General features: G+C 71.2%; 19 protein-coding genes. 11 read left to right on the top strand and 8 right to left on the bottom strand.

Going from position 1 to position 21,887, the window contains the following annotated elements; genetic code table 11:
- Positions 1-443 precede the first annotated feature (443 nt).
- Positions 444-1,289 carry a M23 family metallopeptidase gene (locus C4T78_RS11030; RefSeq protein ID WP_235863756.1) on the top strand — a complete coding sequence of 282 codons (846 nt, stop codon included), beginning with the start codon at positions 444-446 and terminating at the stop codon, positions 1,287-1,289.
- A 6-nt stretch (positions 1,290-1,295) separates the two neighbouring features.
- Here the strand turns inward: C4T78_RS11030 and C4T78_RS11025 are convergent, their stop codons facing one another.
- A complete protein-coding gene (locus C4T78_RS11025; RefSeq protein ID WP_093356674.1) occupies positions 1,296-2,225 on the bottom strand; it encodes a cation diffusion facilitator family transporter in 930 nt (309 codons plus the stop codon).
- 176 nt (positions 2,226-2,401) lie between these two features.
- On the opposite strand from C4T78_RS11025, the gene C4T78_RS11020 reads away from it, so the two are divergent.
- Both C4T78_RS11020 and C4T78_RS11015 read left to right on the top strand, forming a co-directional pair.
- Positions 2,402-3,163, top strand: coding sequence for a thioredoxin-like domain-containing protein (locus tag C4T78_RS11020; protein ID WP_235863755.1), 762 nt, complete (start codon positions 2,402-2,404; stop codon positions 3,161-3,163).
- Entirely contained in the window at positions 3,160-3,798 is a 639-nt protein-coding gene (locus tag C4T78_RS11015) for a DUF305 domain-containing protein (protein WP_235863754.1), read from the top strand. Before C4T78_RS11020 ends, C4T78_RS11015 begins: the two co-directional genes overlap by 4 nt.
- Before the next feature lie 201 nt (positions 3,799-3,999).
- Here the strand turns inward: C4T78_RS11015 and C4T78_RS11010 are convergent, their stop codons facing one another.
- The 5 genes from C4T78_RS11010 to C4T78_RS10990 form a co-directional block, all read right to left on the bottom strand.
- On the bottom strand, positions 4,000-5,274 hold the full coding sequence (locus tag C4T78_RS11010; RefSeq protein WP_093356671.1) for an MDR family MFS transporter: 1,275 nt from the start codon (positions 5,272-5,274) through the stop codon (positions 4,000-4,002).
- Entirely contained in the window at positions 5,274-6,380 is a 1,107-nt protein-coding gene (locus C4T78_RS11005; RefSeq protein ID WP_093356670.1) for a PLP-dependent cysteine synthase family protein, read from the bottom strand. Before C4T78_RS11005 ends, C4T78_RS11010 begins: the two co-directional genes overlap by 1 nt.
- A gap of 101 nt (positions 6,381-6,481) precedes the next feature.
- On the bottom strand, positions 6,482-6,859 hold the full coding sequence (locus C4T78_RS11000; protein ID WP_093356668.1) for a hypothetical protein: 378 nt from the start codon (positions 6,857-6,859) through the stop codon (positions 6,482-6,484).
- 201 nt (positions 6,860-7,060) lie between these two features.
- Positions 7,061-8,020: a M56 family metallopeptidase gene (locus tag C4T78_RS10995; protein ID WP_093356667.1), complete on the bottom strand. Its 960-nt coding sequence runs from the start codon at positions 8,018-8,020 to the stop codon at positions 7,061-7,063.
- Positions 8,017-8,376 carry a BlaI/MecI/CopY family transcriptional regulator gene (locus tag C4T78_RS10990; RefSeq protein ID WP_093154391.1) on the bottom strand — a complete coding sequence of 120 codons (360 nt, stop codon included), beginning with the start codon at positions 8,374-8,376 and terminating at the stop codon, positions 8,017-8,019. The genes C4T78_RS10995 and C4T78_RS10990 overlap by 4 nt, the downstream gene beginning before the upstream one ends.
- 186 nt (positions 8,377-8,562) lie before the next feature.
- Between C4T78_RS10990 and C4T78_RS10985 the strand changes: the two genes are divergently transcribed.
- Together C4T78_RS10985 and C4T78_RS10980 are read left to right on the top strand one after the other, a co-directional pair.
- Positions 8,563-9,348: a cytochrome c biogenesis CcdA family protein gene (locus C4T78_RS10985; RefSeq protein WP_093356666.1), complete on the top strand. Its 786-nt coding sequence runs from the start codon at positions 8,563-8,565 to the stop codon at positions 9,346-9,348.
- Positions 9,349-9,634: 286 nt separating this feature from the next.
- Positions 9,635-10,675 (top strand): C40 family peptidase, encoded by a 1,041-nt coding sequence (locus C4T78_RS10980; protein ID WP_093356665.1) that lies wholly within the window; start codon positions 9,635-9,637, stop codon positions 10,673-10,675.
- A gap of 63 nt (positions 10,676-10,738) precedes the next feature.
- Here the strand turns inward: C4T78_RS10980 and C4T78_RS10975 are convergent, their stop codons facing one another.
- Positions 10,739-11,749, bottom strand: a complete 1,011-nt coding sequence (locus C4T78_RS10975) for a LacI family DNA-binding transcriptional regulator (RefSeq protein ID WP_093356663.1) — start codon at positions 11,747-11,749, stop codon at positions 10,739-10,741.
- A gap of 109 nt (positions 11,750-11,858) precedes the next feature.
- Here C4T78_RS10975 and hisD point away from each other — a divergent pair, with 109 nt between their 5' ends.
- The gene (hisD, locus tag C4T78_RS10970; RefSeq protein WP_093356662.1) at positions 11,859-13,178 is read left to right on the top strand and encodes a histidinol dehydrogenase; all 1,320 of its coding nucleotides are present in this window, start codon (positions 11,859-11,861) and stop codon (positions 13,176-13,178) included.
- Positions 13,179-13,200: 22 nt separating this feature from the next.
- Positions 13,201-14,535 (top strand): MFS transporter, encoded by a 1,335-nt coding sequence (locus C4T78_RS10965; RefSeq protein ID WP_093356661.1) that lies wholly within the window; start codon positions 13,201-13,203, stop codon positions 14,533-14,535.
- A gap of 83 nt (positions 14,536-14,618) precedes the next feature.
- Here C4T78_RS10965 and C4T78_RS10960 read toward each other — a convergent pair whose 3' ends face one another.
- Positions 14,619-15,509, bottom strand: a complete 891-nt coding sequence (locus tag C4T78_RS10960; RefSeq protein WP_218161691.1) for a MurR/RpiR family transcriptional regulator — start codon at positions 15,507-15,509, stop codon at positions 14,619-14,621.
- Positions 15,510-15,592: 83 nt separating this feature from the next.
- On the opposite strand from C4T78_RS10960, the gene solA reads away from it, so the two are divergent.
- The 4 genes from solA to C4T78_RS10940 all read left to right on the top strand — a co-directional run bounded on the left by solA (position 15,593) and on the right by C4T78_RS10940 (position 21,858).
- On the top strand, positions 15,593-16,735 hold the full coding sequence (gene solA, locus C4T78_RS10955; RefSeq protein ID WP_093356658.1) for an N-methyl-L-tryptophan oxidase: 1,143 nt from the start codon (positions 15,593-15,595) through the stop codon (positions 16,733-16,735).
- A 136-nt stretch (positions 16,736-16,871) separates the two neighbouring features.
- Complete coding sequence (locus C4T78_RS10950; protein WP_093356657.1) at positions 16,872-18,935, top strand: hydantoinase/oxoprolinase family protein; 2,064 nt, start codon at positions 16,872-16,874, stop codon at positions 18,933-18,935.
- Positions 18,932-20,596, top strand: coding sequence for a hydantoinase B/oxoprolinase family protein (locus C4T78_RS10945; protein ID WP_093356656.1), 1,665 nt, complete (start codon positions 18,932-18,934; stop codon positions 20,594-20,596). Before C4T78_RS10950 ends, C4T78_RS10945 begins: the two co-directional genes overlap by 4 nt.
- Positions 20,597-20,622: 26 nt before the next feature.
- The gene (locus C4T78_RS10940) at positions 20,623-21,858 is read left to right on the top strand and encodes an MFS transporter (protein WP_218161690.1); all 1,236 of its coding nucleotides are present in this window, start codon (positions 20,623-20,625) and stop codon (positions 21,856-21,858) included.
- Positions 21,859-21,887 lie beyond the last annotated feature (29 nt).

Genomic DNA, 21,887 nt, shown 5'->3' with positions numbered 1-21,887 from the left:
GTTCCGCCTCTCCGCGATTTTCAGTGGTGGTTGCGTCCGGGGGGATCTCGCGTTTTGCGGTTTCTCGTGGCTGGGTTGCGTCACGGTCCTCTGCGGAGCGGTTGCGCGGGGCTGGGCTTGACGCGGGGTTGCCCGTGCATGCATCTGCCGCACCCGGTTTGTCACTAACGTTGATAGTAGACCAGCCCTTCGGTGCCGCTGCGGGGGTCTCCGCCTTTCTGGCTCCACTGTGGATTGATATTAACGAAGGGAGGCCGTACTAGACGATCTAGTAGACAAGGCGGGGCTGGTGTCGTAACCTTGCCGCGACCTTCCGCGGGTCGCTGTCGGTGACGGTTTTCGGGGGCCGTTCGGGTGGGCCGCGGCCGCCAGGCTCTGTGCGCGCCGGCAGTGGGTCGCCGGCTGGGGATGCAACGCGAAGGTGATGATCTGAAAGGCGGCACGTGCGACACGATCGGGCCAGCGGCGGTACCCCCGCATCCAGCCGCGAGGAGCGCCTCGCCACCCGGGGGCACGTGCAGGAAGACCCCGAGGACCGGATTCTGGAGCAGCGTCCCGGCCTGCGGCCATCGGGTGTGGTCCGGGCCTACGTGACGATGCTGGGCGTCATGGGCGGAGCGCTCGCCGCGGCGAGCGTGGCCTCGACGCACGAAGCGCAGGCGTCCGGGCATCTCGAAGGTCTCGACGGCGGCATCACGCCGGTGGCCTCCATCGGCCACATCATCGCCGACGGGCCCGCTCCGACACCGGCCTCGCCCAACCTGCTGCCCGCGCAGTCGGCTTCCGGGGAGCACGACGAGCTGGCGGGCCTGAACAAGAGCCTCCGCCTCGACGAGGAACGCGCGGCGGCGGAGGCCGAAGCCGCCCGCCAGCGGGAGGCCGCCGAGCGGGAGGCGTTGCGCAACCGCGTCGTGTGGCCGGTGGCGGGGCGGATCACCTCGATGCCGGGCGCGCGGTGGGGGACCACGCACTACGGCCTGGACATCGCCAACCGGATCGGCACCCCCATCCACGCGGTCAAGCGCGGTGTGGTGATCGACGCCGGCCCGGCCAGCGGTTTCGGGCTGTGGGTGCGGCTGCGGCACTCGGACGGCACCACCACCGTCTACGGCCACATCAACCGCGCGCTGGTGCGCAAGGGGCAGCGCGTCGACGCGGGCGATGTCATCGCCGAGGTCGGCAACCGCGGCCAGTCGACCGGTCCGCACCTGCACTTCGAGGTGTGGGACGCCAGCAGCCGCAAGGTGAATCCGTACGCGTGGCTGCGGAACAACGGAGCCCGGGCCTGAGCGCCGCTACCAGCTGAGCTGTTGGCACCGGCTGGCCGCCTCGGCGGTCTCGACCTGCAGGGTCGCGTGCTCGAGCTGGTACTTCTCGGCCAGCAGGCGCTGCGCGGCCACCAGCACGGCCGAGGAGTCGGCGTCGGCGTCGACCTTCAGGTGCGCCGAGGCGACCTCCATCCCGGAGGTGAGGGTCCACACGTGCAGGTCGTGGGCTTCCTGCACGCCGGGCAGCGCGCTGAGGTCGGCGGTCATCCCGGCGACGTCGATGCGCTCGGGTGCGTGCTGCAGGAGGATGCGCAGCGCGCCCTTGCCGAGGCTGAACGCCCTGGGCAGCACGAACAGCCCGATCGCCACACCGATGACCGGGTCGGCGTAGCGCCAGCCGAACAGCAGCGTCACGAGGCCGCTGACGAGCACGCCGATGGAGCCCAGCATGTCGGCCATGACTTCCAGGTAGGCGCCTCGGACGTTGATGCTCTCCTCCGCGCCGGAACGCAGCAGCAGGAGCGCGGCCACGTTCATCACCAGGCCGACCACGGCGACGACGCTGACCGGCAGGCCCGGGACTTCCGGCGGTTCTTCGAACCGGTCGATCGCCTCGTAGAGCACCCAGCCGGCCACCGCGAACAGCAGGACGGCGTTGAACAGCGCGGCGAAGACCTCGGTGCGGTAGAGCCCGAACGTGCGGTTGGCGCGGGCGCTGGCCCGCTGTGCGATCACGATCGCCGCGATGGCCATCAGGATGCCGGACACGTCGGTGAACACGTGCGCGGAGTCGGACAGCAGCGCCAGCGACCCGGTGGACAGGCCCACGACGACCTGCGCTCCGAAGGTGACCAGGCCCAAGCCCGCGGCGAGCCACAGCCGCCGGAGGTGCTTCGAGGAGGCGCTCGCCGCCTGGGCGGGCGATATCCCGTGGCCGTGCCCGTGTCCGTGCCCCATGTCCGTCCCTTCCGTCGCGTCGTCCGATACATAGTGACATGCGCATGAATGCACGACAAGGGTGGGATGGGCACGGGGCGCGTTGCTCAGCCTTCTCCTGACTGCCCGGAGGCCGGGCTTCGCGCAGCAACGCTATATGCGTTAGTACTATTGACCGTAGTACTACGGTGGTTCTCGTGAAACGAGCGGGTACGGGCAAGCAGGCGAGCAAGGCGCTGGCGGGCGGCGGGCTGCCGTGGACGGGCATCACCGCGGTCGCGGTCGTGCTGGCGTTCGCGGGCGGCATCTTCGGTTACGTCTACGTCCAGTACGCCGACAAGGCCGAGCGCGACGCCGCGATGGCGAAGTGGACGCCGTCGGAGACCAATCGCGACCCGGCGCGGCAGATCCCGGGCGTGGTCGTCGAGGACTACGAGGCGGGCAAGCACGTCGACCCGGCGCAGCGGGTGAACTACGACTACAGCCCCGCTTTCGGCGGGCCGCACGACGGAATCTGGGCCGCGTGCGAAGGAACGGTGTACGACGTCCCGGTGCGCACCGAGAACCTCGTGCACTCCCTGGAGCACGGCGCCGTGTGGATCGCCTACGACCCGGAGCGGGTCGACGGCGCCGAGCTCGACGCCTTGCGCGCGAAGGTCGACGGGCAGCAGTACATGGCGTTGTCGCCGTATCCCGGCCTGGACCAGCCGATCTCGCTGCAGTCGTGGGGACGCCGGCTGAAGGTGGCCGAGGCCGCCGATCCGCGCATCGACCAGTTCATCTCCTCGACGCGGACCAACCCCTACACCCATCCCGAGGTCGGCGCGTCCTGCTCGGCGCTGGGGCCCGGTGGATTCGACCCCGACTCCCCGCCGCCCTTCGACCCGAATCCGCCGGGGCCGGACGCGGTCCCGATGGCCGCGGGCCGCGGTGCCGCTGGGAAGGAGGATCCGGCGTGAACTCGCTGCGCACCGCACCGCGCCCGGTGAAGATCGCCCTGGGCGCGGCGGTGCTGCTGGCCGTCGGACTGCTCGTGGCTTCCGGGGTGCTGTCGCTGCGGGTGGGCGAGCCGGATTCGGCCGATCCGGTCGACGTCGGGTTCTCGCAGGACATGAGCGTGCACCACCTGCAAGGCGTGCGGATGGCCTCCCTCGCGCGGGAGAAGAGCCAGGACCGCCTCATCCGGCAGCTGGCCTTCGACATCGAGACCACGCAACTGGAGCAGACCGGCCGGATGAAGGGCTGGCTGAGCCTGTGGAACGAGCCAGATCTGGCGCCCGGCAACCCGATGACGTGGATGGCGGGCGAGCACGACCAGCACGCGTCGCAGCGGACCGCGATGCCCGGCATGGCCGCCAAGCAGGATCTCGACCGGCTGCGATCGCTCGACGGGCCGGAGTTCGACGTGTTCTTCCTCCAGCTGATGATCCGCCACCACCGAGGAGGTGCGCCGATGATGCAGTACGCCGCGCAGGAGGCCGACCGCCCCCAGGTGCGCAACCTCGCCCAGCAGATGCTGACGGCGCAAACGGCGGAGATCGACGCGATGAGACGAATGCTCGAGGAACGAGGAGCCCGGCCCCTACCGGACTGACACCGAACCCCGGGAACGAGAAGCGAGCCCCACACCCGTCGGCGAGTGGGCACCCGACCCACCGACAGGGTGGACGGCCCCGTCCCGGGTGACGAACCGCCGCAATTTCAATGGAAATCAGACGTCTGATTTCCATTGAAATTGCACGACCATCCGACGCACCACCGGTGTGTCGGGTGGTTTCGCTCGACGGGCGGAGGATCAGCCGATCGCCGGTTGCGGGTCGGGTGCGCTCAGCTTCCGGGCGCGTTGGAGCGCGGCGATGCCGCCCGCGCAGAGCAGGCCCAGGGTGGACATGACCACCCAGGGCAGGGCGGGCAGCCCGGTCGAACGGGCCAGGTCGAGCACGCTTCCCGTCGCGAGGTTGCCGAGCATGATCCCGATTCCGCACACCGTGTTGTACAGCCCGTAGTGCGTGGCGATGAGCCTGTTGCCCGCGAGGGTCACGATCGTGTCCATCTCGAAGGGGAAGACGATCACCTGCGCCAGGCCGATCAGCGCCGCGGACAGCACGAGCGGGGCGGCTCGCAGCAGGATCTCCCCGGTGGTGGTCGCGGTCGGCGATCCGGCGGTCAGCAGCGGTGGGAGGAAGGCCGCGCCCATCACCAGCAGACCGACGACCAGGCAGACTCCGGGATCCCAGCGCCGCTCGCACCACGCCGTGATGCGCAGCTGCCCCGCGATCGCCAGCAGCCCGGACACCGCGAACAGCGAGGCGGCCACGGCGGTCCCGGCCATGCCGTCCCCGGCGAGCCGCCGGGCCTCCAGCGGCAGGGCCAGGTAGACCTGGAACGACAGCACGTAGCTGCCGATCATCACGACCGAGAAGGCGACGAAGGACCTGTTGGCGACCACGCTCCGCCAGTCGGCCAGGACCGAACGCCCGCCGGTCTCCTCGCGGTCGCCCTTGCGCTGCGGCAGGGCGCGGATCTGCAGCGCGGTCAGGACCGCGAAGACCGCCGCCGCGGTGAAGCAAGTCGCCTGGAAGGCGATTCCGGTCAGCGCCATGCCGACCAGCGGCCCGAGCAGGATGCCCGACTGGTAGAAGATGTTGAACAGCGCGAACGCCTCGACCCGCCGGTCACCGGCTTCGTGCGAGAGGTGGGCGCGGACGGCCGGGTTGAACAGCGCACCGGCGAATCCCGTGGCGGCCGAGGCGAGCAGCAGCGCGGGAACGGAGTCCACGACGCCCAGCAGCGCGAAGCCCGCGGTGCGCAGCGAGCACCCGGCGATGATCAGCGGCTTGCAACCGAGGCGGTCCGCGAGGGTGCCGCCGATGAGGAACATGCCCTGCTGCGCGAAGTTCCGGACCCCGAGCACCAGCCCGACGAGCCAGGTCGCCAGCCCGAGCCCGCCGGACAGGTGCGCCGCCAGGTACGGGATGAGCATGTAGAAGCCGAGGTTGATGGTGAACTGGTTGATCACGAGCAGCCGAACGGTCCCGTTGAAGGACCGGAACTGCTTGGCGGTCTGCATCAACGCCGCTCGCCCTCCGCCGGATCGACCACTTCGCCGCACCGCGTCCAGCGCGAGACCTCCCGCTCCAGCGGATGGGTCAGCACGTCCGGTTCTTCCGGCGGCGCTGCCCGCAGCAGGCCGTGCCGCTCGCAGTACTCGTCGTTGTAGACGGTGTCGAAGTAGCGCTGCGGGCCGTCCGGGAAGACGGCGGCGACCCGGGTGCCCGGCCCTGCCGTGCGGGCGACCCAGCCGGCGACCAGCCCGACGGCGCCGACGCTCCAGCCGCCGCTGGCGTAGGTCGTGGCGGCGAGGCGCCGCGCGGCCCACACCGCCTCGGCCGGCCCGACCCAGTGCACCTCGTCGAAGGCCGGGTAGTCGATGTTGCGCGGCTGGATGCTCGACCCGAGGCCGCGCATGATCCGCTGCCTCGCGGGCTGGCCGAAGATGGTGGAGCCGATGGTGTCGACCCCGACCAGGCGCAGCTCCGGGAAGAAGCTGCGCAGCACCCGGGTCACGCCGGCCGAGTGGCCGCCGGTGCCCACCGAGCACACCAGGACGTCGATGCAGCGCAGCTGCGCGGCGAGTTCCAGCGCCAGCGGCGCGTATCCGGCGGTGTTGTCGGGATTGTTGTACTGGTCCGGGCAGAAGGAACCGGGCGTGGCCGCGAGGTGCTCGGCGACCCGGTCGCGGCGCGCCTGCTGCCAGCCGCCGCTCGGGTGCGGCCGGGTGACCACGTCGATGCGCGCGCCGAACGCCCCGAGCATCCGGTGCATGATCGGTTCCAGGCCGGGATCGGTGACCAGGGTGACCGGGTGCCCGTAGGTGATCCCGGCGAGAGCGAGCCCCAGGCCCAGCGTGCCGCTCGTCGACTCGACGATCGTGCCGCCGGGTTCGAGCTCGCCGCGCTGCCGGGCGCGTTCGACCATGTGCAGCGCGGGCCGGTCCTTCATGCCGCCCGGGTTGTGCCCTTCCAGCTTCGCCCAGAACCCGGTGCCGGGCGGGTTGAACGGCCGGTCGATCCACAGGACCGGGGTGTTGCCGACGGTGGTGTCGATGGCGTGGGCAGGCCGCAGCGCCGTTGCCGCGCCGGAGCGGTCGCCGGTGCGGGGGAGGAGTCCTTGCATCGCGTTCCTCGTTGTCGCGCAGGTGCGGGAATCGGGCGCACCGGTCCGCGGTCGGCGGGTGCGGTGCGTCGATCGTGATCAGGACAGGAAGTGAGACCTGATCACGTTCGCGAGATGCACGTGGAACTCAGGACGTCCTGCCCGTGCGGCGGCAGGGCCGGGCGCGGCAGGGCGGTGGTGGTCCGGTGGAAGGCGGAGGGGAATTCCTGGCCGCCGGTGGCCGGAACGAGCAGCAGCGCTGCGGTGTCCAACGTGGACGCGACGTCTCGCGCGGAAGCCGCGCACTCGGCGTCGCCGGGGCCGTGCTCCAGGGAGTCGGGGCGATCCTCGCCGCAGTGGGCGCTGATCTGCGAACCGGCCGCGCAGGTGGTCGAGGTGCCGATCAGGGTGTGCGCGGCGAGGAATGCGCCCAGCGTCAGCAGGATGACGCAGAGCGCCGGAATTCCCGCGGTGCGGACAGTGGGTGGCCGGTTGCGCACGGTGAGGACCGTACTGGAGGTGCGTTCACCCCGCTCATCCGGGTCGTCGGTCTTCGTTCAGCTGCAACGCTTTTGGGTTATCGTCCGAGCGATTCGCACGGGGCGTCACAAGTACTATTGTGCTTAGTAGTGCGGTCGGGTGACGAACGCTGGTGCTCGGCGGGGAGCGGCGGTGACCGATCGTCACCGCCCGGCTGGAGATCAGAAGCCGAACGCGAACGGGCAGGTGAGCATCGCCAGCACGGGCAGCAGCGCGATGCCGGCGAGCGTCGGCAGCGTGGCGGCGGTCAGTCCTGCCACACCGGAGGCCAGCGCGCGCTTGGCCCGGCCCGGCGCCGAGGGCAGGCCGCTGAGGTGGTGGAGCCGGAGGGCCACTGCGCTGTTGGCCATCCCCAGCGCGTGCGCGGGCGTCGAGCCTCCGCCGGACATCTGCAGCAGCGCGGAGCGCACCGCGCGGGGGCCGTGCAGGTGCGCGGCCGAGCGGTCGGCGGCCAGTTCGACGGCGGTGCGCACCAGCTCCGGGGAACGCCGCATCAGCGGCAGCCACGGGGCCGAGCGCGACAACGCCTCGGCCAGGCCGACCAGGAGGTGGTGGCGACCTCGGAGGTGTGCTCGCTCGTGCTCCAGCACCGCGGCGGCGTCGGAGCCGAGCCGGTCGCGGACTCCGTCGGTGGCGACCACGAAGCCCGGCGTGCCGGCCACGCTGTAGGCCATCGGCTCGGGGTGCGGGAGCCACATGACCGGGAACGCGCCGGACTCGGGGCGCGCCGCGATGCGCAGCAGGTCGAGGTGGCGGCGGTGCTCGCGCCGCTGGCGCCGGGTGTGCCGCAGCAGCCCGATGCTCACCCGGGACGACAGGCCGGCGATCGCGGTGAGCAGCAGCAGTCCCGCTGCCAGGTGGAGCTGGGGCGCGGAACCGTGCTGCAGGGCCGTCCAGCAGTGGTGGAGCAGCTGGACGAGCAGCGGTGCCGGGCCGTGGGTGGGCAGCACCGTGATCGTCAGGGCCGCGGTCACGGTGACGAACGTGGTGGCGACCAGGCCGCCCCACGCCATCAGCACGAGCTGCGGGTCCATCCGCCGCTGCAGCATCCGGTTCAGCACCGCAGGGCCGAACCCGGCGACGAACGCCACGCCGAGCAGCAGGGCTACCGCGAGGATCATCGCCGGGGCCGTCGGCGCAGGCCGCGTCGCAGGGCGGCCGTCTCGTCGTCGGAGGCCGACTGCGCGAAGTGCAGCAGGACGGCTTCCGGGTCACCGCTGGAGTCGAGCAGCTCGCGCAGCACGCGCGCGGCGGCCTCCTCGCGGCTCTCGGCGGGGGTGTAGAGGTAGGCGCGGTTCTGCAGCTCGCGGTCCGCCCAGCCCTTGCGGTGGAGGTTGTCCAGCACCGTCATCACCGTCGTGTAGGCGAGATCGCGCGTTTCGTTGAGCTTCGCGAGGACTTCGCGCACGGTCATGGGCGCGGTGGACGTCCACAGCACGTCCATCACACCGTTCTCGAGCTCTCCCAGGCCCTGCATGCCACCTCCCGTCTCCGGGTGTCGAGGATACCGGGTCCGCCGTGCCGGGATCGGGCCAGTGGTGGGGCGACGTGCGCCGCTTAGTACTATCCGAGCTAGTAGTAAGGCGGCTCCTGCGGAGGTGGTCGAGATGTCGTTGCCCGGAGCCGGATCGCGACGTGGCGACGGGTGGGCGGAGGTTCTGCTGTGGACCTGACGGATCTGGCCATCTCCGGACCGCTGCTGCTGGCCGCGCTGCTCGCGGTGGTCGCCGGGGCGGTGTCTTTCGCCTCTCCGTGCGCGATCCCGCTGGTGCCGGGCTACCTCGCCTACCTCGCGGGCCTGGTGGGCGTCCAGGCGCCGGCGGTCGACCTGCCGGAGCGGGAGGGGCGCCGCCTGGTCGGCCGGTGGCGGGTCGCCGGTGCGGCGCTGCTGTTCGTGCTCGGGTTCACCGTCGTGTTCGCGGCGGCGACGGTCACGGTGCTCGGCTTCTCGGACGCGGTGTTTGCCAACGAGCTGCTGCTGCAGCGCATCGGCGGGATCGTCACCGTCGTGATGGGACTGGTCTTCCTCGGATTCATCCCGCCGCTGCAGTTCGGCTGGAAGGTGCGGCACACGCCGCGCCGCGACGGCCTGTGGGGTGCACCGCTGCTGGGTGCCGTCTACGGGCTCGGGTGGACGCCCTGCCTCGGCCCGACGCTGACCGGTGTGATCGCGGTGGCCAGCGGAACCGATGTCGGCCCTGCGATGTGGCGCGGGCTCCTGCTGGTGCTGGCCTACTGCCTGGGGCTGGGGCTGCCGTTCGTGGTGCTGGCACTCGGCCTGCGCTGGGCGGTCCGGGCGGCGGACTGGCTGCGCGGGAACGTCCGCCGGATGCAGCAGATCGGCGGGGTCTTCCTCATCGTCATCGGGCTGGCGCTGGTGACCGGCCTGTGGGGCGAGCTGATCAACTGGATGCGCGGGCCGATCGCGGGTTTCACGCTGCCCATCTGATCGCGCTCCGGGCTGCGGACCGGCCTCGTGCTGGGGGAGGGCGGTGAGGGGCGGTCCGCAGTCCAGGCCTCTCCGGGTTCTCGATCCCCGGCGAACGCATCAACTATCGCAGATAGTAGCTCACTCGGCAAGCTGGCGCCGGTTCCATCTTTCCGCAGCGGCGCAAGAGAAAATCACCTACTAAGGTTGATAGTAGACAGCGGTTCGCGGATCGAGTAGCTTCCGGGCCGGGGGTGGAAGTCCGTGATCCGGGAGCGCCCGGGAATGCAGAGGAGACGTTCGCGACATGGCGGCACAACGCCTCAGAAGATCGGTGAAGGCGGCGTTGACCGCTTCGGCCATCGCCGTGATGGCAGGGCCTCTGGCCCTCCCCGCCGGTGCGCAGCCATCGGACCCCGTCGAGGAGTACCAGCGGCTCGGTGCGGAAGCGGCGAAGGCGGAGGAGGACCTCACCGACGCGGAGCTGGCGCACGACGCCAACCGGGCGGAACTGGACCGCGCGAAGGAGGCGGTGGCCCAAGCGCTGCGGATCGAGGACGAGGCCCAGCGCGAGCAGGACGAGCTGCGCGGAGAGGTCGACCGGCTCACCGGCTCGGCGTACCGCGGCGCCCGGATGAGCGAGATGTCGGCCGCGCTGACCAGCGAGAGCCCCGAGGAGTTCCTCGACCGCGCGACGATGCTCGGTGCGATGGCGAGCAGCAACGGGGAAGTGCTCGACAGCTACTCCGAGGCGGTCGACCGCGCGCGGACCTCCCGGGAACAGGCCCAGGCCGCGGAACTCCGCGCCCAGCGGGCGACCGACGATGCCGCGCGCCTGCTCGACGAGGTGCAGAAGCGCAGGGACGATCTCGACGGGCGGATCGAGGAGGTCCGCCGCGCGCTCGGCGGCCTGGACGATTCCGACCGCGACCGCCTGCAGGGCCCGGTGGACACCGGCTCCTACCTGGGCCCGCCGGGCGCGGCGAACACCGCGCTGCAGGCGGCCCTGTCCAAGCGCGGCTCGCAGTACGAGTGGGGCTCGAAGGGGCCGACGACCTTCGACTGCTCGGGTCTGACCCAGTGGGCGTACAAGCAGGCGGGCATCTCGATCCCGCCGAGCAGCCGGACGCAGTGGAAGGCAGGCCGCCCGGTGTCGAGGGAACAGCTGCAACCGGGCGACCTCGTCTTCTACGACGACGGCACCGGCAACCCGGCGACCATCCACCACGTCGCGATGTACGTGGGCGGCGGCAAGGTCGTGGACGCCCCGACCGAGGGCCAGCTGGTCGACGTCCGCTCGGTCAAGGGCGACGGCCACTACATCGGCGCCCGCCGCATCGTCGGCTGAACCAGGGGCGCCTGCTCCGCAAGAGCGGCGGCGGCCTTCGGGGCGCGCCCGCCGGAATGCCCGTCAGCCGGTGTGCAGCGCTGGGGTGTGCGCGGTGGAGCCGCGGATGACGAGTTCGCTGGGGAACTCCTGCTTCCTGGGAGGTAGCGAGCGGTCGTCGACCCGCTCCAGCAGCAGGTGCACCGCAGTGCGCGCCATCTCGGCGATGGGCTGCCGGACCGTGGTGATGTCGTAGGAGTCCCACGACGTCATCGCGATGTCGTCGTACCCGATCACCCACACGTCCTCGGGGACGCGGCGGTTCAGGGACGCGGCGCCGTCGACCGCGCCCAGCGCGGTCAGGTCGTTGGCGCAGAAGACGGCGGTGGGCGGATCCTCCCGGGAGAGCAGTTCGCGCATCGCCGACCTGGCGAGGTCGTGGGCGAACCCGCCCTGGGCGGTGAGCTCGGCCTCCAGCGGCCGGCCGAGTTCGGCCAGGCGGTCGCGGAATCCGCGTTCCCGGTGCCGGGACGTGCTCGGCAGCTCGGGACCCCGCAGGAAGCCGATCCGGGTGTGCCCGGTGGCGACCAGGTAGTCGGCGACCGCCCGGCCGCCGGCGAGGTTGTCGGTGGTGACCTGGTCGCAGTCCAGCGAATCCAGCCCGCGGTGCAGCAGCACGATCGGCTCTCCCCGCCGCAGCGCGCCGGCGAGCTGCTCGGAGCCCTCGGTGACGGTGGTGAAGATCAGGCCGTCGACGGTGCCCTCGTCCAGGGCTCGCAGGGCGCTCTCGCCGCCGGGATCGGGCGCGTTCCACAGCACCATCCGCTGACCGGCCGCGTCCAGCGCCTGGCCGACCGCTTCCAGCAGTTGCGGGTAGAAGGGGTTGGTGATGTCGGCGACCACGACGCCGACGGTCGAGGTGCGGCGGGTGCGCATGGTCCGCGCCGCGGCGTGGGGGCGGTAGCCCGCCTCCTTCATCGCGGTCAGGACGCGTTGCCGGGTCTCCGGGGCGACCTTGTCGCTGCCCTGCAGGACCCGGGACACCGTCATCTGCGAAACGCCGGCCAGCTGCGCTACGTCCCGGCTGGTGACCACCGAGCACCTCCAGGGCTGGATCGAGGGAGTCCGAACTGTGGGTTTACGTAAACACCCTAGCCGCCTACATTGCGATGTGTACGTAAACATCGAAGGGATCACCACAGCCATGGCTTTCGCGCTCAAGGCCCCGGCCACCAGCTCGGCGGCGACCACGACCTCGCTGCCCGACGTGCAGGAGAAGGTCGGGGCGATCATCGCCGACATCCGCGCCCGCGGCGACCAGGCGGTTCGCGAGTACTCGGCGAAGTTCGACAACTGGCAGCCCGAGTCGTTCCGGCTGTCGGCCGCGCAGATCGAGGAGATCGTCTCCCGCGTTCCGAAGCAGGTCGTCGACGACATCGAGTTCGTCCAGCAGCAGGTCCGCGGCTTCGCCGAGCGGCAGCTGGCCTCGATGCAGGAGTTCGAGGTGGAGACCCTGCCCGGCGTCCACCTGGGGCAGAAGCACATCCCCGTCGCCGCGGCCGGTGCGTACGTGCCCGGTGGTCGCTACCCGCTGCTGGCCTCGGCGCACATGACGATCCTGACCGCGAAGACCGCCGGGGTGCCGCGCGTGGTGGCCTGCACGCCGCCGATCCGCGGCGAGGTGCCGGACGCGACCGTGGCGGCCATGCACCTGGCCGGGGCCGACGAGATCTACCTGCTCGGCGGCGTGCAGGCGGTGGTGAGCATGGCGCTGGGCACCGAGACCATCGCGCCGGTGGACATGCTGGCCGGTCCCGGCAACGCCTTCGTCGCCGAGGCCAAGCGGCAGCTGTTCGGCGAGATCGGCATCGACCTGTTCGCCGGCCCCACCGAGGTCCTGATCGTGGCCGACGAGACCGCCGACCCGTTCGTCGTGGCGGTGGACCTGCTGAGCCAGGCCGAGCACGGCCCGGACTCGCCCGCGGTGCTGATCACCACCTCGGAAGAGCTGGGCCGCTCGGTCGTCGAGCACGTCGACCGCCTGCTGCCGGAGATGCCCACCCGGGACAACGCCGAGCCCGCCTGGCGCGACCACGGAGAGGTCCACGTCGTCGAGAACCTCGACGCCGCTTACGAACTCGCCGACACCTACGCCAGCGAGCACGTCCAGGTCCTGACCGCGCAGCCGCGCGAGGCGCTCGCGAAGATGCGCAACTACGGTGCGCTGTTCCTGGGCGAGGGGACCTGCGTGTCCTACGGGGACAAGGTCATCGGCACCAACCACGTGCTGCCCACCCGCGGCGCCGCCCGCTACACCGGTGGGCTCTGGGTCGGCAAGTACCTCAAGACCGTGACCTACCAGGAAGTCACCGACCCGGCCTCCAGCGCGAAGCTCGGTGAGGTGTGCGGTCGCGCGGCCCGCGTCGAGCTGTTCGAGGGCCACGCCCGCTCCGGTGATGTCCGGGCCGCCAAGTTCGGCGGCGCGCGACTGCCCTGGGCGCCCGACGCGTTCGCCCGCTCCTGACCAGCCACCGCGAAAGGCGCACATGTCCTCCAACGCAACGACGCGTGCCGGAGCCTCGTCGGCGTCGAGAACGCTGACGTCCAGCACCATCGGCAGCGTCATCGAGTGGTACGACTTCACCATCTACGGCACGGCTGCGGCGCTGATCTTCAACCAGCTGTTCTTCAGCAACATCAGCCCGGCGGCGGGCACGCTGGCCGCGTTCGGGACCTTCGCGGCCGGGTTCATCGCCCGCCCGCTCGGCGGGTTCGTGGCCGGGCACTACGGCGACCGGCTCGGCCGCAAGGCGACCCTGGTGATGACCCTGACCTTGATGGGCGGGGCCACCACGCTCATCGGCCTGCTGCCCACCTACCAGCAGATCGGCATCGCGGCCCCGGCGCTGCTGGTGCTGCTGCGGCTGGTCCAGGGCTTCGCGGTCGGCGGCGAGTGGGGCGGGGCGGTGCTGATGGCCGTCGAACACGCACCTGATGGCAAGCGCGGCCGCTACGGCGCGTGGCCGCAAACCGGTGTGTCGGCCGGGCTCCTGCTGGGCACCGGGGTCTTCAGCGTCGTCTCGCTGCTGCCCGAACCCCAGCTGATCAGCTGGGGATGGCGGATCCCGTTCCTGGTGAGCATCCTGCTGGCCCTGGTCGGCCTGTACATCCGGTTCCGGATCACCGAGTCCGAATCCTTCGTGGCGGCCACCGAATCCGGCGGGCCGTCGCGCCGGCCGCTGGTCGAGGTGCTGCGCACCCACCCGAAGCAGATCCTGATCGCGATCGGGGTCCGCTTCGCCGAAGGCGGGAACTACTACGTGTTCACCGTCTTCATCCTCACCTACATCACCCAGCAGCTCGACCTGCCGCGCCAGGCCGGGCTGACCGGGGTGATGCTCGCGGCGGCGCTGAACATCGCCGCGCTGCCGCTGTGGGGCGCGTTGTCCGACCGCATCGGCCGCCGACCGGTGTTCATCGGGGGTGCGCTGTTCATGGCCGCCTACGCGTGGCCGTTCTTCTGGCTGGTCGACACCAGGTCACCGGTCCTGATCGCGCTGGCGCTGGCCATCGCGCTCGCGGTGCCGCACGGAGCGGTCTTCGCGCCCATCGCGGCGTTCTACGCCGAGCTGTTCGAACCGCGCGTGCGGTACAGCGGTGTCTCCATCGGCTACCAGATGGGCAGCGTGCTGCTGGGCGGCTTCACCCCGCTGCTGGCGACATCGCTGATCCTGTGGTCCGACGGGGCGTCGTGGAGCGTGGCGGCGCTGGTCGCAGGCGGTGCGCTCATCGCGGCGGCCGCGATGTTCGCCGCTCCGGAAACCTTCCGCCGCAGCCTCTTCCCGTCCAAGCCCGCACCGGAGCGGCAAGTCGATGCGTGAATGCCGTCGTGCGGCCGGGCCTTCGCGGTGTGCGGGGTAGCGGGGCCGTGAGTGTTTTGGGGCGCTAGAGCACCCCGAAACACTCACGGCCCTTCGGGCAGGCGGCTGATGTCGAGGTCGGTGCCCGCGATCTCGGTGCGCAGTTCGTTCAGCCGCTGGTACTGCTCGACCGCCGAGGTGCGTGCAGCGGCGACGAGTTCCAGCACGAGTGCGTGCAGGATGGTCAGCGGTGCGATGAGTTCGTTCGCCGCGCCCTCGGTGGAGTCGGGCAGCGGCAGCACGGTGTCGGCCCGGGTTTCCCCGGCCTCGTCGGTGGCCTCGGTCAGCAGCACGCTGCGCGCGCCGATCCGGTGCGCGTGGTCGAGGACGATGCCGATCTCGCGGAACACCCGCAGCGGCGCGATGACGACCACCGCGTGCGCGGGTTGCAGCCGCAGGAGTTCGTCGGCGAGGCGGAAGCCGGTCGCGGTCCAGGAATCCGCCGGCTTGCCCGCGCGCCGCAGGCTCAGCGCCAGGTGGTCGGCGATGGCGGCGCTGGGGCCGATGCCGTAGGTCCAGACGTGCTCGGCGTCGTTGAGCGTTGCGACGGCGCGCGTCCAGTCGGTGCTGTCGATGAGCGCGGGCACGTCGCCGAGCAGAGTCAGCCCGGCATCGATCACGGGTTGCAGCACGCCGTGCCCGGGCCGCAGCCGCTGCACCCGGTCGTCGAGGACCTGCGCGGGATTGCGGCGGCGGGCCAGGTGGTCGACGAGGCTGCGCTTGAGGTCGTTGAGCCCGTCGAAGCCGAGCTTGCGCGCTGTGCGGATGACGGTCGCGTCGCTGGTGCCGGTGACTTCGCCGAGTTTGGCGGCCGAGGAGATCGCCGCCTCTTCGGGATGGCGTTGCAGGTAGTCGGCCACCGCCCGTTCGCCGCTCGCGAGCTTGCCCGCGTTTCGGATGCGTTGCCCCAGCGACTCGCTACGTGAAGTGTTCACGTTGTCCATTGTGCCTCCGCGAAGTGAATGCTACGTTTCGGGCTGTTGGAGCCAATGCTCCCCGACCTCCTGCGGAGACCGTGATGAAACCAGTTCAGCAGTCGAGCGTCGCAGTCATCGGGGTGGGCACGATGGGCAGCCAGCTGCTGCACCGGCTCGCCGCCGACGGCATCGCGGTGACCGGCTTCGAGCAGTTCGACATCGGCCACCAACGCGGCGCGGCCGGCGGTGAAACGCGCATCTTCCGCGTCGCCTACAAGGAAGGCGGTGACTACGTCCCGCTGCTGCGCGAAGCGCGCACGGCGTGGCAGGAACTCAGCGCACGCGCGGGTGTCCCGCTGCTCGAACCCTGCGGTGCGATGACCATCGGGTCGGCCGAGGACCCCGACGTGCGCACCGTGGCCGACGTGACCGAGCGGTGGGGGCTCGACGTCGAACGGCTCGACCACCGCGAGGCCGCCCGCCGGTTCCCACAACACCGGCTCTTCCCGGACGACGTAGTGCTGCTGGACCGCCAAGGCGGCCTGCTGCACCCGCAGCGCGCGATCGTCGAAACGACCCTCCTCGCGGAGAAAGCCGGAGCGAGGCTGCACACCGGCGCGATCGTCGAGGACGTCACCGACGACGGCAACGGCGTCGCCGTGCACTTCCGCCGCGGCGAGGAGGTCCAGGTCGAGAAGTTCGACCAGGCCGTCGTGTGCACCGGGCCGTGGATCACCCGGAGCGTGCCGGTGCTCGCCCGTGACATCGAGATCCGGCGCGCGGTGCTGTGCTGGTTCGAGACCGCGGAGAACTGGGGGCCCGAGCGCTTCCCGGTGGGAATCCGGCGCAGCGGAGGGGAGAACACCTTCTCCTTCTTCCCCGACGTCGGCGGCGGCGTGAAGATCAACCTGCACGTGCCGAAGTCCATCGTGGACGACCCGGACGTGCTGGATCCGGTGGTGGCACCGGACTACGTCGCCAGGGTGTCCGCGGCGGTGTCGCGCTGCCTGCCCGGGCTGCCCTCGCGCCCCGCCGAGGTGCGGACCTTCATGGAGGGCTACACCGCCGACAACCACGGCGTCATCGGCCGCGACCCGGACCGGCCGAACGTGCTGGTGATGGGCGGCTTCTCCGGCCACGGCTTCAAGCTGGCACCGGTGTTCGCCAGGGCGGCCGCCGAGCTGCTCCGCACCGGCCGCACCGACGTGCCGATCGACCACCTGTCGCTGTCCCGCCTCCGCTAGCGCCGGATCGGTGCTCCGCCCCGAAGATCCGCGCAGCGGTGGGGCAGCGGCACCTCAGCTCACCGTCCCGCTCCGGGACGTCCACATCTCGTCGAGCGGCTGGTTCCGCTTGCTCGAACGACCCTCGAGGAATGCCATGCTCCGCATCGGTATTGACGTCGGCGGCACCTTCACCGACGTGACCGCGCTGGACACGGCCACCGGCCGGTTCCACATCCACAAGCTGCCCTCCACCACCGACGACCAGTCGATCGCCGTCGCCGACGGCGTCCGCGCGGTGCTGCGCCTGGCCGGCGCCGACGCCGCCGAAGTCGGCTACCTCGGCCACGGCACCACCGTGGCCACGAACACCGTGCTGGAATCCAACGGCGCCCGCACCGCGCTGGTGACCACCGCGGGCTTGCGGGACGTCCTGGAGATCGGCCGCCAGCAGCGCCCCAGCCTCTACGACATGGACGCCGACAAGGCGCCCCCGCTGGTGCCGCGGGCCCAAGTGCACCCGGTGGTCGAGCGGATGTCGGCCGAGGGCAAGGTCCTCGAACCGCTCGACGCCGATGATCTCGCGGCGGTGATCGACCGGGTGCGCGCCGGCGAACCCGAGGCCGTCGCGGTGTGCTTCCTGCACAGCTACCGCAACGCCCACCACGAGCTGGAGGTCGCCGAACGGCTGCGCGCGGCGCTGCCCTCGGCCTACGTGTGCGCCTCCGCCGAGATCGCACCGGTCTTCCGCGAGTTCGAGCGGTTCTCCACCACCGTGGTCAACGCCTACGTCGGGCCGCGGATCAACCGCTACATGTCGCGGCTGGCCGAGCGGATCCGGGCCACCGGGGTGCCGGTCGAGCCGAAGGTGATCGGCTCCAGCGGCGGCATGATGTCGTTGGAGTCGGTCGGCCGCTACCCGGTCACGACGCTGCTGTCCGGGCCGTCGGCAGGCGTGGTCGCCGCGTCGCAGGTGGCCGGGCAGGCGGGCTTCGAGAACCTGATCACCTTCGACATGGGCGGGACCAGCACCGATGTCTGCCTGGTGCGCGGCGGTCGCGCGCTGGTGTCCGCGCAGCGCCGCATCAACGACCGCCCGGTGCGCACCCCGTCGCTGGACATCCACACCGTCGGCGCCGGCGGCGGCAGCATCGCCCGGGTCGACCCCGGCGGGGCGCTGGAAGTCGGCCCCAGCAGCGCCGGATCCCAGCCCGGACCTGCCGCCTACGGGCGCGGCGGGACCGAACCCACCGTCACCGACGCCAACGTCCTGCGCGGGCGGTTGAACCCGGAGCACATCCTCGGCGGTGCCCTCGCCGTCGACCACCAGGCGGCGACGCGGGCGGTCGAGGGCATCGCCGCCGCGATGGGCGTCGACCGGACGGTGGCCGCGCGCGGCATCGGCCGGATCGCGGCGGTCAACATGGCCGGTGCGGTGCGCAAGGTCTCGGTGGAGGCGGGCGAGGACCCGCGCGGTTACGTGCTGGTCGCCTTCGGCGGCGCGGGACCGCTGCACGCCGTCGAAGTCGCGCGCGAGGTCGGCATGAGCACCGTGCTCGTGCCGCCGAACCCGGGGACGCTGTGCGCGCTCGGCCTGCTCGTCACCGACATCCGCACCGAGTTCGCCAGGGCGATGCTGGCCGATGCGGCTGCCAGCGACCTCGACAAGCTCAACGAAGCGCTGCACGAGGTGCACGGCGCGGCCCAGGACTGGCTGGCCGCAGAAGCACCCGCCGATGCGGACACGACCATCACCGGTGTGGCCAGGATGCGTTACGCCCGGCAGAACTTCGAACTCCCCGTACCGCTGCCGCAGCGGGTGATCGACGCGGCGCGCTTCGACGCCGCCGCGCTCGCCGAGCTCGTCGCCGCCTTCCACGACCAGCACACCAAGAGCTACGGATTCGCCCACCGCGACGCCCGGGTGCAGATCGTGGAGGTGCAGCTGACCCCGACAGCGGTGGCGGACAAGCCCGAACTGCCCGCCATCGGGGAGGGAACCGACCCCGCGGGTGCGCTGCTCGGATACCGACCGGTGGACTTCGACGAGACCGGCGAGATCGACACGCCCGTCTACGACCGGTCGGGCCTGCGCGCGGGCACCGTGCTGCCCGGCCCGGCCATCGTCGAGCAGCTCGACACGACCACGGTCCTCACCCCGGCCTGCACCGCGCGCGTCGACCGCTGCGGCAACCTCGTCATCGAACTGGAGCAGCGTTGAACACTCCCGACACGATCACCGTGCAGGTCATCGGCGCGTCCCTGGTGACCATCGCGGAGGAGATGGGCGCGGTGCTGCGCCGGGCCAGCTACTCGACCAACATCAAGGAACGCTCGGACTGCTCCACCGCGCTGTTCGACGAACACGGCAAGCTGGTCGCCCAGGCCGAGAACATGCCGATCCACATGGGATCGATGACCGGCCTGATCGACTCGCTGGCAGCCGCCGCGCTGCCCGTGCGGCCCGGAGACGTGTTCATCACCAACGACCCCTACCACGGCGGCGGCACCCACCTGCCGGACATCACGATGGTCAAGCCGGTCTTCGACGGCGGTGAGCTCATCGGCTACAGCGCCAACATCGCGCACCACTCCGACATCGGCGGCCGGGTGCCGGGCAGCAACGCCGGTGACTCGAACTCGCTGTTCCAGGAGGGGCTGCGGATCCCGCTGGTCAAGTTCGCCACCGCCGACGGGGTCGAGCAGGCACCGCTGGCGTTCATCGAGCTCAACTCGCGACTGCCCCAGGAACGGCGCGGTGACATGCTCGCCCAGCTCGCCTCGGTGGAGATCGGGGAGCGGCAGCTGCGCGAGGTGCACCAGCGCCACGGCCGCGAGACCGTCCGCGCTGCCACCGCGCACCTGCTGGAGCACTCCCGGAAGCGGCTGTCGGCGGCGCTGCGCGCGGTCCCGGACGGCACCTACCGGTTCCGCGATCGCATGGACCCCGGCGACGGACCCGCCACCGAGATCGTGGTGGCCGTCACCATCGCCGGCGACCGGGTGGCGCTGGACTTCGCCGGCACCGGCCCGCAGAGCCCGGTCGGCATCAACGTGGTGCGCCCGGCGCTGGAAGCCACCGTCTACTACGCGTTGAAGGCCGTGCTGGACCCGGGGATCCCGCCCAACGGCGGGTTCTTCGACGCCGTCGAGATCAGCGCGCCGCACGGCAGCATCGTCAACCCGGTCGAGCCCGCGCCGGTCACCGCCCGCACCGACACCTGTCAGCGGGTCGCCGACGTCGTGCTGGGCGCGCTGGCCGAGGCGGTACCGGAACGGGTGCCCGCGGCCAGCCACAGCACCGTCACCTACGTGACGTTCTCCGGGGAGCACGACGGGGAGTTCTTCGTCTACCCGGAGGTGGTGGCCGGTGGTGGCGGTGCCCGGACCGGCAAGGACGGCATGGACGCCGTTCAGGTGCACATCACCAACTCGTCGAACCTGCCCATCGAAGCGCTGGAGCAGGAGTACCCGCTGCTGGTCGACACCTACGAGCTGATCCCCGACTCCGGTGGCGCGGGCACCCACCGCGGCGGCCTCGGCGTGCGCCGGGACGTGCGAATCCGCTGCGACCACGCCGAATTCTCCGCGCACGCCGACCGGCAGGCGTCCCGTCCGTGGGGCTTGCGCGGCGGCCGGGACGGCAGTCCCGGACAGTTCGTCATCAACCCCGGCCGCGCCGACGAGCGCCGGCTTCCGGGCGGCCGGATCTCCGGCGTGCAGCTGCGCGAAGGCGACGTGCTCCGGGTGGAGAGCCCGGGCAGCGGCGGCTTCGGCGACCCGGCTCAGCGCTCGCCCGAGCAGGTCCGCGAGGACCTGCGCAACGGCCGCATCACCGAACGAGCAGCACGCGAGCACCACGGATTCACCTCGGCCGACTGACGCCCGGCACTGATGGGAGTGCAGGAATGACGACGACATCGACCGTTTCCGCTCCGCCGGACAGATCCCTGGTCCGCAGGGTGACCTGGGCGACCTGGTCGGGTTGGGGCCTGGACGGCTTCACCAACCAGATGTTCCCGCTGGCGCTCGGTGGCATCATCGCCACGCTCGGCCTGACCACCGCGCAGGGAGGCCTGGCCACCTCCAGCGCGCTCATCGCCTCGGCGGTGGGTGGCGTGGTCGGCGGACGCCTGGCCGACCGGTTCGGCCGGGTCCAGGTGCTCGTGCTGGTGATCAGCGCCTACGCCCTGTTCACCGGACTGACCGCGACCGCGCAGAACTTCGAGCAACTGCTGATCTGGCGCACGCTCGAAGGGTTCTTCTTCGGTGCCGAGTGGCCGGTGGGTGCGGCGCTGATGGCCGAGTACGCCGCACCGGAGCGCCGGGGCCGGGCGTTGGCCTGGATCCAGTCGGCGTGGGCGGTCGGCTGGGGCTTGGCCAACCTCGCCTACGCGCTCAGCCATGCCTGGCTGCCTGAAACCGTCGCCTGGCGGGTGATGTTCGCCGTCGGTGTCCTGCCCGCCGTGGTCGCTCTGCTGATCCGCCGGAACCTGCGCGACGTCCCGAACGCCCGGGTGCAGCGCCAACCACGGCAGAGGGGCGCGTTCGGCGAGCTGTTCGCCCCGGGACTGCGAAAGTGCACCGTGCTGGGCACCCTCTTCGGAGCCACCGGCCTGGCCAGCACCTACGCCCTGCAAACCTGGATCCCGCTGTACCTGAAGGAAGAGCGTGGCCTGAGCGTGAGCAGCACGGCGCTCTACATCTGGTTCATGATCGTCGGCAACTGGCTCGGCTACGTGCTCGGCGGGCACGTGCACGACCGGATCGGACGCCGCTGGGCGTTCACGCTCTTCTACCTGGGCACCGCGATCTCCGGGTTCCTGTTCATGGCCGTTTCCGTTCAGGCGCTCTGGTACAACCTGCTGCTCGCCGCCGTGGTCGGGTTCTTCGTCTCGGCCCAGGCATCGGGCAAGGGAGCCTTGTTCACCGAGCTGTTCCCGGCGCGGGTGCGCGGGACCGGGGCGGGCATCACCTACAACGTCGGCCGCGGTGTCGCGGCGTTCAGCCCTGCCCTCATCGGCTGGGCATCGGACGGCATCGGGCTGGGCGGCGCCATCGTCGCAGTCCTGCTGGTCTGCACGGTGCTGACGGTCCTGTTCATCTGGCTGCTCCCGGAAACCAAGGGCCGGGTGCTCGACTAGGGGCCTTGCCGGAGCAGAGGGCCGGGCAC

The organism is Saccharopolyspora kobensis (genome assembly GCF_900108315.1).
Lineage (GTDB): Bacteria > Actinomycetota > Actinomycetes > Mycobacteriales > Pseudonocardiaceae > Saccharopolyspora > Saccharopolyspora kobensis.
The sequence above is the reverse complement of the archived record's forward strand: the minus strand, read 5'-3'. Positions and strand labels throughout refer to the sequence as shown.

What these genes read in the sequence shown, in the direction of transcription:
- C4T78_RS10995 (WP_093356667.1), bottom strand. Translation starts at nt 8,020, where the DNA reads ATGATCCTCGCGGTAGCCCTGCTGCTCGGCGTGGCGTTCGTCGCCGGG.
- C4T78_RS10965 (WP_093356661.1), top strand. Translation starts at nt 13,201, where the DNA reads ATGTCCTCCAACGCAACGACGCGTGCCGGAGCCTCGTCGGCGTCGAGA.
- C4T78_RS10980 (WP_093356665.1), top strand. Translation starts at nt 9,635, where the DNA reads ATGGCGGCACAACGCCTCAGAAGATCGGTGAAGGCGGCGTTGACCGCT.
- hisD (WP_093356662.1), top strand. Translation starts at nt 11,859, where the DNA reads ATGGCTTTCGCGCTCAAGGCCCCGGCCACCAGCTCGGCGGCGACCACG.
- C4T78_RS11010 (WP_093356671.1), bottom strand. Translation starts at nt 5,274, where the DNA reads ATGCAGACCGCCAAGCAGTTCCGGTCCTTCAACGGGACCGTTCGGCTG.
- C4T78_RS11005 (WP_093356670.1), bottom strand. Translation starts at nt 6,380, where the DNA reads ATGCAAGGACTCCTCCCCCGCACCGGCGACCGCTCCGGCGCGGCAACG.
- C4T78_RS10990 (WP_093154391.1), bottom strand. Translation starts at nt 8,376, where the DNA reads ATGCAGGGCCTGGGAGAGCTCGAGAACGGTGTGATGGACGTGCTGTGG.
- C4T78_RS10950 (WP_093356657.1), top strand. Translation starts at nt 16,872, where the DNA reads ATGCTCCGCATCGGTATTGACGTCGGCGGCACCTTCACCGACGTGACC.
- solA (WP_093356658.1), top strand. Translation starts at nt 15,593, where the DNA reads ATGAAACCAGTTCAGCAGTCGAGCGTCGCAGTCATCGGGGTGGGCACG.
- C4T78_RS11025 (WP_093356674.1), bottom strand. Translation starts at nt 2,225, where the DNA reads ATGGGGCACGGACACGGGCACGGCCACGGGATATCGCCCGCCCAGGCG.
- C4T78_RS10940 (WP_218161690.1), top strand. Translation starts at nt 20,623, where the DNA reads ATGACGACGACATCGACCGTTTCCGCTCCGCCGGACAGATCCCTGGTC.